This window comes from Thiohalophilus thiocyanatoxydans, assembly GCF_004366735.1.
GTDB lineage: Bacteria > Pseudomonadota > Gammaproteobacteria > UBA6429 > Thiohalophilaceae > Thiohalophilus > Thiohalophilus thiocyanatoxydans.
This window is the reverse complement of the sequence record NZ_SOQX01000001.1, coordinates 479,351-496,718: the sequence shown is the minus strand read 5'-3', so window position 1 is coordinate 496,718 and position 17,368 is coordinate 479,351. Positions and strand designations below refer to the sequence as shown.

The 17,368-nt window shown below is 55.8% G+C and carries 17 protein-coding genes; 1 reads left to right on the top strand and 16 read right to left on the bottom strand.

The window, feature by feature from the left end:
• Nucleotides 1-97: 97 nt before the first annotated feature.
• From ccoS to EDC23_RS02265, 12 genes are all read right to left on the bottom strand, one after another.
• Nucleotides 98-313, bottom strand: coding sequence for a cbb3-type cytochrome oxidase assembly protein CcoS (gene ccoS / locus EDC23_RS02320; protein WP_134080717.1), 216 nt, complete (start codon nucleotides 311-313; stop codon nucleotides 98-100).
• Nucleotides 314-346: 33 nt separating this feature from the next.
• Nucleotides 347-2,845: a heavy metal translocating P-type ATPase gene (locus EDC23_RS02315; RefSeq protein ID WP_134080715.1), complete on the bottom strand. Its 2,499-nt coding sequence runs from the start codon at nucleotides 2,843-2,845 to the stop codon at nucleotides 347-349.
• Nucleotides 2,846-2,856: 11 nt separating this feature from the next.
• The gene (locus EDC23_RS02310; protein WP_134080713.1) at nucleotides 2,857-3,681 is read right to left on the bottom strand and encodes a FixH family protein; all 825 of its coding nucleotides are present in this window, start codon (nucleotides 3,679-3,681) and stop codon (nucleotides 2,857-2,859) included.
• A 19-nt stretch (nucleotides 3,682-3,700) separates the two neighbouring features.
• Entirely contained in the window at nucleotides 3,701-5,098 is a 1,398-nt protein-coding gene (ccoG, locus tag EDC23_RS02305) for a cytochrome c oxidase accessory protein CcoG (protein WP_134080711.1), read from the bottom strand.
• Nucleotides 5,099-5,266: 168 nt separating this feature from the next.
• Complete coding sequence (gene ccoP / locus EDC23_RS02300) at nucleotides 5,267-6,175, bottom strand: cytochrome-c oxidase, cbb3-type subunit III (protein ID WP_134080709.1); 909 nt, start codon at nucleotides 6,173-6,175, stop codon at nucleotides 5,267-5,269.
• Nucleotides 6,168-6,365 carry a cbb3-type cytochrome c oxidase subunit 3 gene (locus EDC23_RS02295; RefSeq protein ID WP_134080707.1) on the bottom strand — a complete coding sequence of 66 codons (198 nt, stop codon included), beginning with the start codon at nucleotides 6,363-6,365 and terminating at the stop codon, nucleotides 6,168-6,170. Before EDC23_RS02295 ends, ccoP begins: the two co-directional genes overlap by 8 nt.
• Before the next feature lie 12 nt (nucleotides 6,366-6,377).
• Nucleotides 6,378-7,127 (bottom strand): cytochrome-c oxidase, cbb3-type subunit II, encoded by a 750-nt coding sequence (ccoO, locus tag EDC23_RS02290; RefSeq protein ID WP_134080705.1) that lies wholly within the window; start codon nucleotides 7,125-7,127, stop codon nucleotides 6,378-6,380.
• A gap of 24 nt (nucleotides 7,128-7,151) precedes the next feature.
• Nucleotides 7,152-8,606, bottom strand: coding sequence for a cytochrome-c oxidase, cbb3-type subunit I (gene ccoN, locus EDC23_RS02285; protein ID WP_134080703.1), 1,455 nt, complete (start codon nucleotides 8,604-8,606; stop codon nucleotides 7,152-7,154).
• 243 nt (nucleotides 8,607-8,849) lie between these two features.
• Nucleotides 8,850-9,773, bottom strand: a complete 924-nt coding sequence (gene cyoE, locus EDC23_RS02280) for a heme o synthase (RefSeq protein WP_134080701.1) — start codon at nucleotides 9,771-9,773, stop codon at nucleotides 8,850-8,852.
• On the bottom strand, nucleotides 9,773-10,786 hold the full coding sequence (locus EDC23_RS02275) for a COX15/CtaA family protein (protein ID WP_134080699.1): 1,014 nt from the start codon (nucleotides 10,784-10,786) through the stop codon (nucleotides 9,773-9,775). The genes cyoE and EDC23_RS02275 overlap by 1 nt, the downstream gene beginning before the upstream one ends.
• Before the next feature lie 6 nt (nucleotides 10,787-10,792).
• Nucleotides 10,793-11,419, bottom strand: coding sequence for an SCO family protein (locus EDC23_RS02270; RefSeq protein WP_134080697.1), 627 nt, complete (start codon nucleotides 11,417-11,419; stop codon nucleotides 10,793-10,795).
• Nucleotides 11,397-12,137 (bottom strand): SURF1 family protein, encoded by a 741-nt coding sequence (locus EDC23_RS02265; RefSeq protein WP_134080695.1) that lies wholly within the window; start codon nucleotides 12,135-12,137, stop codon nucleotides 11,397-11,399. Before EDC23_RS02265 ends, EDC23_RS02270 begins: the two co-directional genes overlap by 23 nt.
• 73 nt (nucleotides 12,138-12,210) lie before the next feature.
• Between EDC23_RS02265 and EDC23_RS02260 the strand changes: the two genes are divergently transcribed.
• Nucleotides 12,211-12,417 carry a twin transmembrane helix small protein gene (locus EDC23_RS02260; protein WP_134080693.1) on the top strand — a complete coding sequence of 69 codons (207 nt, stop codon included), beginning with the start codon at nucleotides 12,211-12,213 and terminating at the stop codon, nucleotides 12,415-12,417.
• A 120-nt stretch (nucleotides 12,418-12,537) separates the two neighbouring features.
• Here EDC23_RS02260 and EDC23_RS02255 read toward each other — a convergent pair whose 3' ends face one another.
• The 4 genes from EDC23_RS02255 to coxB form a co-directional block, all read right to left on the bottom strand.
• The gene (locus EDC23_RS02255) at nucleotides 12,538-13,407 is read right to left on the bottom strand and encodes a cytochrome c oxidase subunit 3 (protein WP_134080691.1); all 870 of its coding nucleotides are present in this window, start codon (nucleotides 13,405-13,407) and stop codon (nucleotides 12,538-12,540) included.
• A gap of 40 nt (nucleotides 13,408-13,447) precedes the next feature.
• A complete protein-coding gene (locus tag EDC23_RS02250) occupies nucleotides 13,448-14,089 on the bottom strand; it encodes a cytochrome c oxidase assembly protein (protein ID WP_134080689.1) in 642 nt (213 codons plus the stop codon).
• Between the two features lie 177 nt (nucleotides 14,090-14,266).
• Complete coding sequence (gene ctaD / locus EDC23_RS02245; RefSeq protein WP_134080687.1) at nucleotides 14,267-15,838, bottom strand: cytochrome c oxidase subunit I; 1,572 nt, start codon at nucleotides 15,836-15,838, stop codon at nucleotides 14,267-14,269.
• A gap of 21 nt (nucleotides 15,839-15,859) precedes the next feature.
• Nucleotides 15,860-16,999, bottom strand: a complete 1,140-nt coding sequence (gene coxB, locus EDC23_RS02240) for a cytochrome c oxidase subunit II (RefSeq protein WP_134080685.1) — start codon at nucleotides 16,997-16,999, stop codon at nucleotides 15,860-15,862.
• Nucleotides 17,000-17,368: the final 369 nt, after the last annotated feature.

Below are 17,368 nucleotides of genomic sequence, written 5' to 3'. Positions count from 1 at the left end.
CATGGGCAAATTCTGGAAAGTGAACATCTCTTTCATCGGGTTCTCCAAAAAGGCATCATCGTTAATAAGTAAATTCTAATAAAGCCGGGGCCGCGCATCAAGTCGGCTTGTCCTTATCCTGTTCCGGCTTCCGGGAGGATTCGGCCTCCTCCCGTCGGCGGGGAATGCGGGGATCGTCATCATCCATCAATATCCGGTGGGCCGGTCCCTCCAGATCATCAAACTGCCCGCTGCGCACCGCCCACACCAGCGCGCCAATGGCCACGGCCATGACCACCACGGCGATGGGGATGAGCAGATAAAGAATTTCCATGCTGAGGACTCCTCTGTCCGGCGCCGGGCCGGCTCAGCCGGTTTTGGCCTTATTATCCGCCATCTTGTCCGGCGGCTGAACCCCGGTGCGGCGGGCCGCCGGCGCGGGCGACGCCTCGTCCTCCCGCCGCAACAGGCGCAGGGCGTTGAGTACCACCAGCAGCGAGCTGAGGGACATGCCCAGCGCGGCCAGCCACGGGGTAAGCAGACCGGCGGCCGCGACTGGCAACGCTACCAGATTATACCCCAGTGCCCAGCCGATATTCTGGTGAATAATACGCAGGGTCGATCGCGCCTGATCCACGGCAGCCGGCAAATGGCTCAGCCGGTTGGACTGGAGGATCATATCGGCACTGTTGCGTGCCAGCTCAACCCCGCTGGCCATGGCAATGGAGACATGGGCCCGGGAGAGCACCGGCGCGTCATTCACGCCGTCACCGACCATGGCCACGGTGCGCCCCTGCGCCTGTAACTCGCGCAATCCGGCCAGCTTGTCGGCCGGCAACAGGCCGCCCCGCGCGTGCGCAATCCCGAGCTGCTCGGCCACCCGCTGCACCGTGGCCGGCTCATCCCCGGAAAACAGCCGCACCGCGATCCCCTGTGCCATCAGCGCCGCCACGGTCTGCGCGGCGTCGGGGCGCAATTGATCGCTCAGCGTCAGCACCGCCAGTAATCCGTCCGACGCGCCCAGATAGACGGGACTCTGACCCGGGACCGGTTGCGGTACGGACCCCGCGCCGCTGAGCTCCTGCACAAACGCCAGATTACCGACCCGATAGGCGACGCCGTCGATCTCGCCGGCGACGCCGCGCCCGGGCGTGGCCTGCAACTGCTCGACCGGCACGGTTTCGGGCGCCTCGGCGACGATCGCCCGTGCCAGCGGGTGCTCCGAGCCCTGCTCCAGCGCCGCGGCCAGGGCATGGCAGCGCGCCGCCGGCAACGCGCCCAGCGGCGTCACCTGCTCCAGACGCAGTTCGCCCTCGGTGAGGGTCCCGGTCTTGTCGAACACCAGGGTATCGATTCGCGCCAGCGTCTCCAGGGCATGGCCGCGGGTGGTAATCACCCCCCGTCGGGTCAGCTGGCCGGTACTGGCGGTCATCGCCACCGGGGTGGCCAGCGCCAGGGCGCAGGGGCAGCTGACCACCAGCACCGCCACCGCCACCCAGAAGGCCCGCACGGGCTCGATCTGCCACCAGACCAGCGCCGCCCCCGCCGCCAGCACCAACACCCCCAGCACGAACCAGCCGGTGCCCCGCTCGGCCAGCCGGGCAATCCGCGGCTTCTCGCTCTGGGCCCGGTCCAGCAGGCGCTGGATCCCCGAGAGGACCGTGTCCTGCCCGACCCGCGTCACCCGCATGTCCAGCGGACTCTCCACATTGACTGCGCCGCCGATCAGCGCCTCGCCGGGACGCCGGGCGCGGGGCAGACTTTCACCGGTCAGCAGCGACTCGTCCACGCTCGAGGTGCCGTGCAGGATCTCGCCATCGGCCGGCACCGTCTCGCCCGGGCGGATACGCACCCGGTCCCCGGGAGCCAGCTCGGCCACCCCGACCCGGGATTCACTGCCATCCGCCTCCAGGCGGGTGGCCAGTGCCGGCAGCAGGGTGGCCAGGGACTCCACCGCCGCGCTGGCGCGCTGGCGTGCCCCCATCTCCAGATAGCGCCCCATGAGCAAAAAGAAGACGAACATGGTGGCCGACTCGAAATAGACCTCGCCACCGCGGCTGACGGTGGCAATCAGGCTCGCCAGATAGGTGCCGCCCACGGCCAGCGCCACCGGCACATCCATGCCCAGCCGGCGCTGGCGCAGATCGCGCCAGGCGCCGCTGAAAAACGGCCACCCCGCATACCAGACCACCGGCGTGGCAATCACCAGGCTGACCCAGCGCAAAAAATGCATCATCTCGGGGCTCATGCCCTGGTCCTCGCCGGCGTAAAGCGCCACGGCCAGCATCATCACCTGCATCATGCCCAGCCCGGCCACGGCGAGCCGGCGCAGGGCGCGCCCCCGCTCACGCTGGTGCACCTTCGCCTGATGCCGGGGATCATAGGGGTGGGCCAGATAGCCAATGGCGCTGATCGCCTTGAGGATGTCACTGAGCTGGATCTGGCGCTCATCCCAGCGCACCCGCGCGCGCTGGGTACTGTAATTGACGGAAAACTCCAGCACCCCCGGCAAGCGGCCGACATGGCGCTCACTCAACCAGACACAGGCGGCGCAGGTGATCCCCTCGAGGATCAGTGCCGCTTCGCGCTCCTCGGGTTCGCCACTGACAAAACGCTGTTGCACCTCGGGCCGGTCATACAGATCCAGCGTCTCCAGAACATCCGGGACCAGTTGAGAGGGATTGGGGGCGTTATCTGTGCGATAACGGTAGAAGTCGTCCAGACCCGCCTCGACAATGGCGTTGGCCACCGCCTCGCAACCGGGGCAACACATGGGCCGCGCCTGCCCGTCAATGACGACCTGGTAGTGACTGCCTGGAGGAACCGGCTGCCCGCAGTGAAAACAGCTGTGTTGCTCCTCAACCATGGGCGGGCGCCTCAGCGAGCGGCCTCGATCCGCGTGGTGGCCTTGATCTCGTGGGTTTGTTCACCCCGACGCACCTGCAGCAACAGCTCCCAGCGGCCGGCGTCGGGCAGGACCAGCTCGACCCGATAACTGCCGGGCTCCCCGGGCTGCGACTGCATCTCAAACGGCTGATCCAGCCGGCTGTCGCCCGGGCGCAGGAACACGCCACTGACCTCGGCATCGCCGATCGGCGTGCTGTTTCGATCGAGCACCCGCAGTTTGAAGCGGGACGGTTGCCGGGCCAGGGCCTCGCCCACCCAGCCCTTCTGAATCTGCCAGCCACGGGCCGCCTGTTCCTTCATCTGCTGCTGAAACTGGTTGAACTCCCCCTCTTCCTTGCGAAAATCGCGCGCCACGGTACCGGGGAAGTGGGAGCTGACCTGCCCGCCGCCGCGCGGTTCGGGTAGCAGCCAGTTGGTTGCCTTGCTGTCCAGGCCCTTTTGCGCCATCAGGATATAGACGGAGTTCACGGCGATGACCACCATGAAAAAGATCACAATTGTCGCCGGTCCCCAGTGAAACCAGCGCCCTGTCTCGCCATCTTCGCGCCGCGCATCGCGCTGGCTGCTGATAATCCCCAGCACATAGACTGTGACCAGATAGAGTGCAATATGGATCGCGAACACATCGGCACCCGGCCATTTGATAATCACCAGCGGCATGTAGATACCCACTACCAGCAAGGCGACAACCACGGCGACCATCTTGCCGTCCAGCCGGCTGAAGCGATACAACAGCATGAATACAACCGAGACAGCAACCATACCGCCAAGTAGTGAATAAAGTATGTCCGTCATGGCAAAGGCCCTGGTGTGTTCATGGTGTATAGAAAAAGGTTGTACGGCGGGATTCCAGGGGCTGTTCACTATCCAGCTGATGGATCACAAAATCGAACGTCTCACGCCCCTCCTTCGCGGACTCGGGTCGCCGGTTCACCTTGGCAATTAACTTGAGACTGTTTTCAGGACCAATAGTCACCTTCGAGTCGTCACTCAGATCCAGCTCGGCACGTGGCAGACCCTCGATACTGATCCGGTAGCGGACCGACTGGCTTGTTTTGTTATTGATCTTGATCTCGTAACGGTTCTGGATCCGGCCATCGGAGAGAGTGACCGACAGCGGCTGACGGAACTGGGCAACACTGAGTTCCACCATATCGCGGTGAGTTATCGCCCAGACCAACATGCCAATCGCCGCCAGCAACACCAGTGCATAGCCGGTATTTTTCAGGTTAAAGAGATTACTCTTCTCTCCTTCAAGCGCCTTCTGCGAGGTATAACGAATCAGACCGCGCGGATAACCGATGCTGTCCATAATGGTATCGCAGGCATCGATACACAGGGCACAGGAGATGCACTGGTATTGCAGTCCATTACGGATATCGATGCCCACCGGACAGACCTGTACACAGTACCCGCAATCGATGCAGTCGCCTACCTTGTCGGCGATCCGGGCCTCGCGTTCCATGTAGTCCCTGGAAGGCTTGTGCCGTCCCTGCTCGCGCTCACCGCGCTGCTCGTCATAGGCGACGATCAGGGTATCGCGATCGAACATCACCGCCTGGAAACGGGCATAGGGACACATATAGGTACAGACCTGCTCGCGAGCCAGTCCGGCCATCACATACGTCGTCGCCGTCAGGAACAAGGTGGTGGCATAGGCAGCAAAGGGTGCCTCGCCACGGAAGAAGCTGAGCACCAGCTCTGGCGCATTACCCCAATAAAGGACAAAGGTCAGCCCGGTCACAAACGCCATCACCAGCCACAGCAGGTGCGTCATCCCCAGCTTGAAGAACTTGATCTTGCTCCAGGGGGCTTCGGCCAGTTTGATTCGGGCATTACGTTCACCCTGTACCAACCGTTCGATCAAAATATAGACATCGGTCCACAGGGTCTGAAAACAGAAATAACCGCAAAAGACCCGGCCCGCCAGCCCGGTCACGAAAAACATTAACAACGCAAAGATCACCAGTACGCCGGCGAGCCAGAAAATATCCTGCGCGTATACCACCAGATCGAACAGATAGAAATGCCGCCCGGCCAGATCAAACAATACCGCCTGGGTCGGTCCGCTCTCCCGCTCCCAGCGCAACCATGGCAGCAGGAAATAGACCCCGTAAGCGAGTGCCAGCACCGCGTACTTGATCGTCCGAAAACGACCTTTGACGGAACGCGGATAAATCGGAATACGGGACTGATAGGCGGTTTGTGTCATTCCTGCTTCATTTTAATCTCAGATAACCAATACGGTAACACGATACCTGTTACGACAAGCGGCTCAGGCCCTGTTACGCACGACGACCACAGATAACAAAGGGAGGGCCGTCCGCGTTCTGCAAACGTACCCTCCCCCCCTGGCTGTTATTCTTCGAGTCTGGCTGGCTTATTTGCCACCGCCCATCTCGTGCACATAGTAAGTCAGAATCTTGATTTCAGTGTCCGACAAACGTTCCTTCCAGGCCGGCATTTCCCGGGATTTACCCTCCCTTACCAGTTCCATAACAGCGGATTTTTTCTCCTCCATACTGTCGGCGGCGGGCACATCCACGATAGTCCAGATACTGTCGGTCAGATTCGCCGACCCCATCGCGGTCTTGCCCTGGGCATCGTTACCATGACAAACGGCGCAATTGGCAGCAAAAACCTCTTCACCCCGGGAAATTTCATCTTCCGGCATCTCGTGACCGGACAGGCTCAGAACATAGGCAGAAACATCGCCTATCTGCTGTGATGACAATTGCCCCTTGAAGCCGGGCATATTCCCCTGACGACCTTCACGGATACTTTGCTCGATTTGTTCGAAGGAGCCGCCCCACAGCCAGGCATCATCAATCAAGTTCGGATACATGCCAATAACACCATTACCGCCGGTCTGGTGGCAGGCGGCACAGTTATCCGCAAACAGTACCTTGGCCATGGAAAAGGCGAATCCACTCTGCTCCGGATCCGACTGGATCTCCTGGTAGGAGGCATCGCTCAACCGTTCCACATATTTGGCCTGCATTTCCCTCGCCTCCTGCATCTCTTTTTCAAACAGGGCGCGGGTATTCCAGTGTGTGGTCTCGGTCTTGCCGTCTTCGGTCGTATAGGTGATATCGTTAAATGCACCCTTGGTATACGTATCACCAATCGGCAGCGTCGGATAAAGTATCCAGTAAATAATGGCAAATACGACCGTGGCATAAAATGCCCAGAGCCACCATGTCGGCAGGGGGTTATTAAATTCCTGCAGATCACCGTCCCAGGCGTGACCGGTTGTCTGAACTGTTTTCTGGGTTTTGTCTTTACTCATTGTCTGTATCCTTGCGATGGACTACATCATCATCTTCAAACGGAATATTCTTGTATGACTCGAGACGGCTGCTGCGTTTTCGATTTGTAAACACATATAAAATGACGCCCACAAATGTAAAGAAGAACAGGAAAAGCAGGAAGGTTTTCGCGTCTCCGGAGTAAACAATCGATTTTATCCAGTCATACATTGAAGGTCACACTCAACGGAATTTCACAAAGTGGCCATCTTCGAACTGGTTGAAATCAACCATGGTTCCAAGAACCTGTAAATAGGCCACCATGGCGTCCATTTCACTGACGACCCTCGGATTACCGTCGTAATTCCCCTGGTTGGCCTGGGCAACCAGGTTGTCCGCAGCCGAGTTGATATCCAGCTTTTTGGCAACTTCTTCACCAAAACGCTCGACGTTGGCCTGATACTCCGCCTCGGTTTCCGTGTACGGCACACCGACGATCTTCAGCGCGCGCATTCGATCCCCGACATCCTTGTAGTCAAGCTTGTTTTCCAGCAACCACGGATAGTTCGGCATGATGGACTCGGGCACAACCGAACGCGGTGCAATCAGATGCTGTACATGCCATTCGTTGGAATACTTGTCGCCTACCCGGGCCAGATCCGGTCCGGTGCGCTTGGAACCCCATTGGAACGGGTGATCAAACTTGGATTCCGCCGCCAGGGAATAGTGCCCGTAACGCAAGGCTTCATCACGGAATGGACGTACCATCTGCGAGTGACAGGTATAGCAACCTTCACGCAGATACAGATCCCGCCCTCGCAGTTCGAGAGGCGTATAGGGCCGAACAGTTTCCTTGCCGGCGACCTTCACCTCTTCCACCGTATCATCGATCAGATACAACGGGACGATTTCGACCAACCCACCGATACTGATAACGATCAGCGTCAGGACGATGAGCCAGCCGGCATTGGTTTCAATAGTTTCATGTTTCATTGCGCTTCTCTAATCCTGTTTTCTTTAGGCCTTGGCCATTTTCGCGGCCAGTTTGGCATCCAGTTCAGCCCGTTCACGATTTCCTTTGCGGATAGTCATGTAGGTATTGAACGCCATCAGGACAATCCCGACGACGAAGAATGCTCCGCCCAACGCACGGAAGACATACGGCTGATGCAAGAAGGCAACGGATTCCACAAATGTGTAAGCCAGGTTACCGTACTCATCAAACGCGCGCAGTAACAAGCCCTGACCAATACCTGCTACCCACATGGCAGTGATATACAGCACGATGCCGATAGTCGCCAGCCAGAAGTGCAGATAGATCAGCTTCTCACTGTACATTTTGGTTTCCCACAGGCGCGGAATCAGGTGATACAGCGAGCCGAAGGTAATCATGGCCACCCACCCCAACGCACCGGAATGCACGTGGCCAATGGTCCAGTCGGTGTAATGCGACAGCGCGTTTACACTCTTGAGTGACATCAGCGGTCCTTCAAACGTCGACATGCCGTAGAAGGATAACGCCACGATCAAAAAGCGAATAATCGGATCGGTACGCAGCTTATCCCAGGCGCCTGACAACGTCATGATGCCGTTGATCATCCCGCCCCAGGAGGGCATCAGCAGCAAAATGGAGAAGGTGGCCGCCAGTGTCGAGGTCCAGTCCGGAATCGCTGTCCAGTGCAGGTGGTGAGTACCGACCCACATATACAGGAATATCAGTGCCCAGAAATGGATGATCGACAAACGATAGGAGTAAACCGGACGTCCGGCCTGCTTGGGCACAAAGTAATACATCATCCCGAGGAAGGCGGCAGTCAGGAAAAAGCCCACTGCGTTATGGCCGTACCACCACTGAGTCATGGCATCCTGGACACCGGCATGCAGACTGTAGGACTCCAGACTGAACATACTGACCGGCACAGCCATGTTGTTAAAAATATGTAACAGGGCTGTGGCAAGAATAAAGGCGATAAAGAACCAGTTGGCGACATAGATATGCGGCTGGCTTCGACGGCGCAGGGTCTGGACATAAATCCAAAAATAGGCCACCCATGTCACCGCGATCAGGATATCGATCGGCCAGACCATTTCGGCGTATTCGCGTGCCTGGGTGTAACCCATGACATAGGAGATGGCCGCCAGAACAATCGACGCCTGCCAGCCCCAGAAAGTCAGATTGGCCAGTCCATCATTGTATAACCGCACCTGACAGGTCCGCTGCACGACATAATAGGAGGTGGCAAACAGGGCGCTACCGCCAAAACCGAAGATCACCAACGTGGTATGCACCGGACGCAAACGACCAAAGGTGATTTCCGGAATATCGAAGTTCAAAAAGGGCCAGGCAAGTTCGGATGCTATGTACAAGCCTGCGAACATCCCCAGCACACCCCAGACAATCGTCATAATGGTGAACTTGCGGACAATATCGTAGTTATACTGCTCCGTAGCCTGCGCAGTTGAGTGGGCCATATAACGCCTCTTGGTTCTAGGTTGAATCAGGTAATATAGATTTAAAAGGGGCAGTCCCGCGTCCCGCGCCAGCACAGGAAACCCGAGAAAACCCCTCTGGTATATGAAGATATCCTAATATTGTAAAGTATCTGTTAACAGACAGGCAACTCCGGATAGCCCCGCAAGTATAGACAGCTGAGTCATCCGGGGCTGGATACGGGAAAATTTACACCGGCCTTTAAGACTTACAATAAAAGTGGATTATGGCCGTAGCGTCAGTAACAACGGGACATAGTGATCGATCAGCAGCAGGGCAAACAGTCCCATCAGATAGACGATGGAATAACCGAATGTTTTGATGGCGATTTTCGGATCCTTGCCAGACTGCATGCGGATCGCATAGTAGAGGAAAATGCCGCCCAGGATAATCGCGCCAATAAAGTAGAGCCAGCCGCTCATCCGGGTGGCGAACGGCAACAGGGTGATGCCGAACATAATAATGGTATACAGCAGGACATGCAGGCGGGTGAACTGCACGCCGTGGGTCACCGGCAACATCGGCACATCCACCTTGGCGTACTCCTCGCGCTTGTGGATGGCCAGCGCCCAGAAATGGGGCGGCGTCCAGGTGTAAATAATCAAAAACAACAACAGGCTATCGGGATGGATCTGCCCGGTCACGGCGGTCCAGCCCAGTACCGGCGGCGCGGCACCGGCGGCCCCGCCGATGACGATATTCTGCGGGGTGGCCCGCTTCAGATACATGGTATAGATAAAGGCGTAACCGATCAGGGAGAAGAGCGTGAGCACGGCGGTTAGCGGATTGACCAGATAAACCAGGATCAGCATCGAGACGATACCCAGCAGGGCGGAAAACAACAAGGCCTGTTTGTTGGTAATGGTCCCGGAAGGCAGCGGACGTTTCGAGGTCCGCTGCATCTGGGCATCGATCTTCTGATCCACAATCTGGTTAATCGCCGCCGCCGAGGCTGCGGCCAGACCGATCCCCAGCGTGCCGAAGATCAACGGCTGCCATGGCACCATTCCCGGCACGGACAAAAACATGCCGACGACCGCCGTAAACACGATCAGTGCCACGACCTTGGGCTTGCACAGGGTATAGTAATCACACCACAACCGGAAAATCGCCGGGCGAGCTTCAGACTGTTTGACGGACTCACCCATCACGTTCTCCGCGGCTTGAATGCCAGGTGATTCAGACTCACCAGGGTCAATAACAATAACGCACCCACGCCGTTATGCGCCACCGCCACACCCAGCGGCAGGGACAACAACACATTGGCGATCCCCAGGCTGACCTGCAGTAACATTATGAGTAACAAGGTCAAACCCATCGGTCGCAGGCTCCCTCCAAAACGCCCCAGCAACAGCATTAGCCCGAGTGCGCCGAGATACAAGAAGACCACCAGGGCACCGACTCGATGTGTGACGTGTACCGTGACCCGTGCGGTATTGCTCATCACGCCGCCTTCATAGTCGGGACCGATACCGTGCCACATCGTAAAAGCCTCGCCAAAATCGGTTTGCGGCCACCATTCACCCTGACAAGTGGGAAAATCGGTGCAGTGCAGGGCCGCATAGTTGGCACTGGTCCAGCCCCCCAGCATGATCTGGCCGACCACCACCAGCAACCCGACCAGGGCCAGTTTTTTCAGTCGACTCTCCTGTATAGCCCCGCGCAGGCGGGCAAACAGATTCAGGTGTCGCAGGGTCAGCCACCACAACAACGAGAGGGTTGCCATCCCCCCCATCAGGTGCAACATTACGATCAGCGGCTTGAGCTTGATGGTGACGGTCCACATCCCCAGCAAAGCCTGAAATATGATCAGTACGCTCAGGAACAACGGCAACTTGAGTGCCTGCCCGGGATGCCGGCGATTACGCCAGGCAATAAAGGCCAGGCTGAATACCAGCAGCCCGAGAATCCCGGCGAAATAGCGATGAATCATCTCCTTCCAGGCCTTGTGCGCCTCGACCGGCCGTTCCGGGTACAGTGAATTGGCTGTCATAACCTCCTGCTCGGTTTTCGGCACACCCAGGTACCCGTAGCAGCCGGGCCAGTCGGGACAGCCCAGCCCCGCGTCAGACAGACGCACATAGGCGCCCAGTATTACCACACACAACGCCAGTGCGGTGGCAATGAATCCCAGTCTGGCAAACAGCGTTTCTTTGTTCATTTTTTATTATCCTGAACGGGCAAACTTCAACAAGCGTTCCAGATCCCGGATAGCACCCTTCGGTTCATAATCATCAGGGTAACTCATCATCAGATATCCCCGGGGATCAGCCAGGTACATTGACTGCACATCCGGCCCACTGCCGACATCATGTTTAAACAGTTCGACAATTTTCTTTATTTCGGACTGCTCCCCATACACCAACTTCAACTCGGGATGATCGCCCAGCACATTACGCAGGCTTTCTTTCGGGGCACCGTCTGTCGATATATATATCCGTACAATACGCTGCCGGTTTCCACCCTGAGCCAGACGTATCTGCCGCATAAGGTATAGCTCATCCCTGCACTTCTCGTTACATTGCGCACCGCCGAATTTGATCATGAGCCACCTGTCACGCACATCGGAAAAGCGAAACTCTTCGCCCTGCACGTCGGTCATAACAATATCTCTTAATTCACGTGGCGGCTGAATCAGTTCCCCATGATTACGCTCCCCGCCTATTTCCCATTTATCCAGATTGAAATACAGAATCAGGACAATAATAATCGGTAGAAAGAATACGGCCACCAGCAGCAAAAAATCCCGCCGGCCCTTGTTGCGCTGTGCTTTACTTACGTTCATGTTCTGCATGGTCAATTTTTCTACTGTTAACGAATATGAATATTAAAACCAGGACCAGCGCAAGCGTGAACCACTGTACGGCATAACTGGTACTCTGCTCAGGCGAACTGCTGACAATTTTCCACTCTCTGACAAACCCGTGCGGCTGGTCTTCATCCAGTTGCAATATATAAGGATACAGCTCGTAGCCGGTCTCTTTTTCCAACTCCTGAATATCAAGCCACTGCACCACCCGTGGCCAGTCGGTGTCGGTATAGCTCTGATCGCCAAGTTTAATGCCGATCCCAGCCGGCATTTTCAGCCGGCCGGTCAGTGCAACTGCGTCATCCGGAGTGTTAACTTCCGGTAATTTGCTACGTTGCATGCTGCCATTCACCCAGCCGCGATTAACCAGGATATACCGGTGGCTGTCTTCAATCTGTAACGGCGTCAGTATATGATAGCCAGCCTGTCCCTGATGGATCTGGTTATCCAGCAGGATCTGTCGCTCGTCAGCAAAGTGTCCACGAACCGTAACCCGCCGATATTCTATCTTGTCTGCCGGGTCGAGCCGGTTTAACCCGACCGCCGGACGGGACTGCTGTTCGGTATAACGTTGTTCAATCTCACGTTTTTCCTGCGCCCGATCCAGCTGCCAGAAGCCCAGCCAGAGCAATACCGGCAACAGAATGAGTGTTGCTACAGTCGGCCACAGGCGCGGCCGGAATTCGCGATTGCCGAATTGCATTTTCTCACCAATCGTCCATATGCCCGTCGCGGCAATTTGGGTATACTTTGCTCATCAGCTTGCGGAGGTAACCATGCTTTTCAAAGCCATCATCGTCACTGTCCTGGTGCTGATCTTGCTCAGCCTGGCTACAGCCCTGTTTTCCATGCTCAGAGGCAATCAGGACTCTACCCGCACCGTCAAGGCATTGACCGTACGGATCGCCCTGTCCATCGGCCTGTTGATTTTCATCATGATCGGCTATTCACTCGGGCTTATTTCACCACACGCGCTGATATAACGCTATTGCGATTTTTTCACCGTCTCTAACTGCATTCTATTACACCACTACCCGGCCAGACTCTTAAGCAAAAAAAAGGCGCCGCGATCGCGGCGCCTTCCATAGCCCTTATATATCCGCTTACAGCCAGTATACGAAAATAAACAGGCCGAGCCAGACCACATCCACAAAGTGCCAGTACCAGGCAGCCGCTTCAAAGGCAAAGTGATGTTTGGCAGTGAAGTGACCCTTGATGGCTCGCAACAGCATCACCAGCAACATGATAGCACCGATGGTAACGTGCAATCCGTGGAACCCGGTTAACATAAAGAATGTCGAACCGTAGATACCGGATGACAGCTTCAGGTTCAGATCGGTATACGCATGACCGTATTCCCAGGCCTGTAAGGCAACGAATAACGCGCCCAGGGCAACCGTCAGGAACAAACCCGTGATCAGTTGTGTACGGTTGTTTTTCTTCAGCCCCCAGTGTGCCCAGGTAACGGTCAGCCCGGAGGTCAGCAGGATAATCGTGTTATAGAACGGGACACCCCATGCACCGACAACTTCCTTCGGTCGGTCAAAACCTTCCGGGTTCGGGACATCCATCAACGGCCAGGCTGCCTGAAAATTCGGCCACAACAACTCGCCGGTCATCGCATTGTTTCCAGCGCCATCCAGCCAGGGCAATGCCCATTGCCGCACATAGAACAGAGCACCGAAGAAGGCGGCAAAGAACATGACTTCCGAGAAAATGAACCAGGCCATGCCCATCCGAAATGAAACATCAACTTGCGCGTTATACTGCCCGGATTCACTTTCAGAAATGACCTTGCCGAACCAGCCAAACATCATCACGATGACAATAATTGCGCCAACGATTATCCACAGGCTACTGCCGCCGTGCAGCCATCCGGCGAAACCGGCCAGCAGGGTGAACAGGCCGATCGAGCCCACAATCGGCCAGTGGCTCGGTTCGGGCAAATAATAGCTACCTTGTGCTTGTGACATGGCTACCCCTCTTTATGCTTATATGTCGTGGTAATTGTTATTAGTTCAGATACGCCTTGCTGCTTTCAGCTGCCGCCATGATGATTTTCTCGTCACTTTCCAGCCCGGCTTTTCTGTCCGTATCAAAAAATGTATAACCCAGGGTTATCGTATTAACATTTCTGGGTAAATCCGGATCAACAACAAATACCAGTTGCATCTCCTTGGTTTCACCCGGTTCGAATGTCTGCTGATCAAAGCAGAAGCATTCCATTTTGGTAAAATATTTTGTGGCCTGGCCCGGCGCGACACTCGGCACCGCCTGGGCGACAACTTTCTTACCGGTCTTGTTATGAGCCAGGTATTTCACCTGCTTGATCTCACCCGGGTGCAATTCCATGCTGCGTGTTAATGGCTCGAATTCCCAGGCCATACTCTGGTTCAACGTCGCAGTAAATTGCACTGTAATGGTACGATTGATATCTCGTCGGGTCGCCAGTTGCTGCCCCTTGATCTGCCCTTGCTCGGCGCCAAATGTACCCTGCTCGATTTCAACAAACCGGCCGTTAAGACCAAACGCATCGCAAATCATGTCATACATCGGCACCAGCGCAAATCCGAAGCCGAACATGGCAAACACTACTACGGTCAGCTTCCCGACCAGTTTGCCGTGTGATATGGCAGATTTTTTATCCTCGGCCATAACCCATCACCAGTATTTGGCAAAAATCGCGATATAAAACCCCACTGCGATCAATACCAGAATCGCGATGGTTGATTTTTTAGCTTTCACTCTCGCCACATTACTACTCATCTATACAGCCTTGTATTAATTGACCGGGAGAACGCCTGTAAAGGAAGTTCTCCCGCGTCAATGATCTTATTTGACCTGCGGCGGCGTTTCGAAAGTGTGGTATGGCGCCGGTGAAGCGACAGTCCATTCCAGACCTTCCGCACCTTCCCATACTTCGTCAGTAGCCTTTTCGCCACCACGAATGGTCTTGATAATGATGTACAGGAACAGCAACTGACTGGCACCGAACACGAACCCACCGAGAGAAGCCATCATGTTAAATTCGGCAAACATCGGTGAGTAGTCCGGAATACGCCGCGGCATACCGGCCAGGCCGACAAAGTGCATCGGGAAAAACAGCACGTTGACCGAAATGGCTGAAAGCCAGAAATGCCATTTGGCCAGCCCTTCGTGATACATGTTCCCGGTCCATTTTGGCAACCAGTAGTAGACACCGGCGATAATCGCGAAGACTGCCCCGGTGACCAGTACATAGTGGAAGTGCGCCACCACGAAATAAGTATCGTGGTACTGGAAGTCGGCCGGTGCCACACCCAGCATCAGTCCGGTAAAGCCGCCGATGGTAAACAGGAACACAAAGGCAATCGCCCATAACATCGGGGCTTCAAAGGTCATGGAGCCCTTCCACATGGTTGCGGTCCAGTTGAAGACCTTGACCGCAGTGGGCACGGCAATCATGACCGTAGCGTACATAAAGTACAGCTCACCGGCGACCGGCATGCCGACAGTAAACATGTGATGTGCCCAGACGATGAACGACAGGAACGCAATCGCCGCGGTCGCATAGACCATCGAGGCATACCCGAACAGCGGTTTGCGCGCGAAGGTCGGGATGATCTGTGAAACCACGCCAAAGGCCGGCAGGATCATGATGTACACCTCGGGATGACCGAAGAACCAGAACACATGCTGGAACAGAACCGGATCACCACCACCGGCGGCGTCAAAGAAGCTGGTGCCGAAATTGCGGTCGGTCAGCATCATGGTGACCGCACCGGCCAGCACCGGCATAACCGCAATCAGCAGGAAGGCGGTAATCAGCCAGGTCCAGACAAACAGCGGCATCTTCATCAGGGTCATACCCGGCGCCCGCATGTTCAAAATGGTGGCGATGATATTGATGGCCCCCATGATGGACGAAAAGCCGAGCAAATGAACCGCAAAGATGAAGAAGTCGGTACTGGCCGGCGCGAAGGTCGTGGACAACGGCGCGTAGAAGGTCCAGCCGAAGGCCGGGCCGCCGCCTTCCATGAACAGGGTACTGACCAGCATGGTGCCGGCAAACGGCAGGATCCAGAATGACCAGTTATTCATGCGCGGCAGGGCCATATCCGGCGCGCCGATCATCAACGGAATCTGCCAGTTGGCCAGACCGACGAAAGCCGGCATGACCGCCCCGAAGACCATGATCAGCCCGTGCATCGTGGTCATCTGGTTAAAGAAATGCGGATCGACGATCTGCATGCCCGGCTGGAAAAGCTCGGCACGTATGACCATCGCCATGGCCCCGCCCAGCAGGAACATGATGAACGCAAACCACAGATACAGGGTACCAATATCTTTATGGTTGGTCGTAAACAGCCAACGCGTAATACCCGTCGGGTGGTGATGCTCGTGTGTCGCAGCTACTGTACTCATTCTTATATCCTCCACTACGCCTTAGCGTGCTGCCTTAACGTCTGACGGTTGCACAACGCTGGCGTCGTTGCCCCAGCTTTTACGTTCATAAGTGATAACCGCGGCCAGATCGGCATCGTTCAATTGCGGGCCAAAGGCCTGCATAGACGTGCCGCTCTTGCCGTTCAGCACGATATCAATGTGGCCTTCTGCCGAACCAGTGGTCAGTTCACCGCCGGCCAATGCCGGGAAGGTACCCGGAACGCCTTCGCCGTTAGCCTGGTGACAAGCCGCACAATTGGCTTTGTAAACCTCTTCACCACGAGTCATCAATTCGTCCTCGGACCATTCACGATCACTGCCTGCACTGGCAGCGGCTGACGCTTCTTTTTGTTCCGCAACCCAGTTCTGATAGTCATTTTCTGCAACTACCTTGACCACGATAGGCATAAAGCCGTGATCCTTGCCGCAGAGTTCGGCGCACTGACCACGGTAGGTGCCCGTTTCGGTCGCCTTGAACCAGCTTTCATTGATATAACCGGGAATGGCGTCACGCTTGATGCCGAGATCCGGGACCCACCAGGCATGAATAACATCGTTGGAAGTGGTCAGAATCCGGACTTTCTTGTTAACCGGCACCACGATCGGCTTGTCGACATCCAGCAGATAGTTATCAACAGTCCGCACATTGACGCCCGAACCTTTTTCACGCGCTTCGTTACTGTCGGAGTCCAGATTGCTGAAAAAGCTTATATCCTCATCCAGATATTCATATTGCCACTTCCATTGCCAACCGGTTGCCTTGACAGTCACGTCGGCATTACTGCTGTCTTCGATCTTCAGCAGCGTCTTGGTAGCCGGAATCGCGATCAGGACCAGAATCACCAGCGGGATAACTGTCCAGATAACCTCCACGGCTGTGCTTTCGTGAAACTGTGACGCCACCGCACCTTTTGACTTGCGGTGTTTAAACAATGAATAGATGATGACTCCGAAAACGCCGATCCCGACGATGGTAACAATCCAGAGCACCAGCATATGCAGTCCGAATATCTCCTTGCCGACGACGGTGACACTCTCGGGCATATTCAGTTTGTATTCCGCAAGTGCACTGCCGGGCCCCAACAGCAAAACAGCATATAGGAAGCTTCGGAGCTTTCTCGTTATCGTATTTGCCGACATACCTCTACCTCTTCCGGTTGGGATTACTAAATTCTGGTTATGATTTTAAACACCCGTCGCCCTACAAACCTGTTGGAAGTAAATGCTGACGTGCGCGGATAATTCTTAAATGTTTATATAATTCTTATTACTTTTCTCAGCCCGATTTTTCCGCCGCGGTATGTAAGTCAATGCGCTCGCGGGCACTATATATTTTTATTATTCTTCCCCCACGAGGGTGATCTCGTGTTCAGGCTGTCGTGCATGGTAATCAGGCGGGACTGGCTGCGCAATAAAAAAGATAGAATAGGTCTATAACAAACAGAAATAACAGTAGATGGTTATATATTTATTTACTAATTAGTATTTACTGCTATTTATACAGGTCAT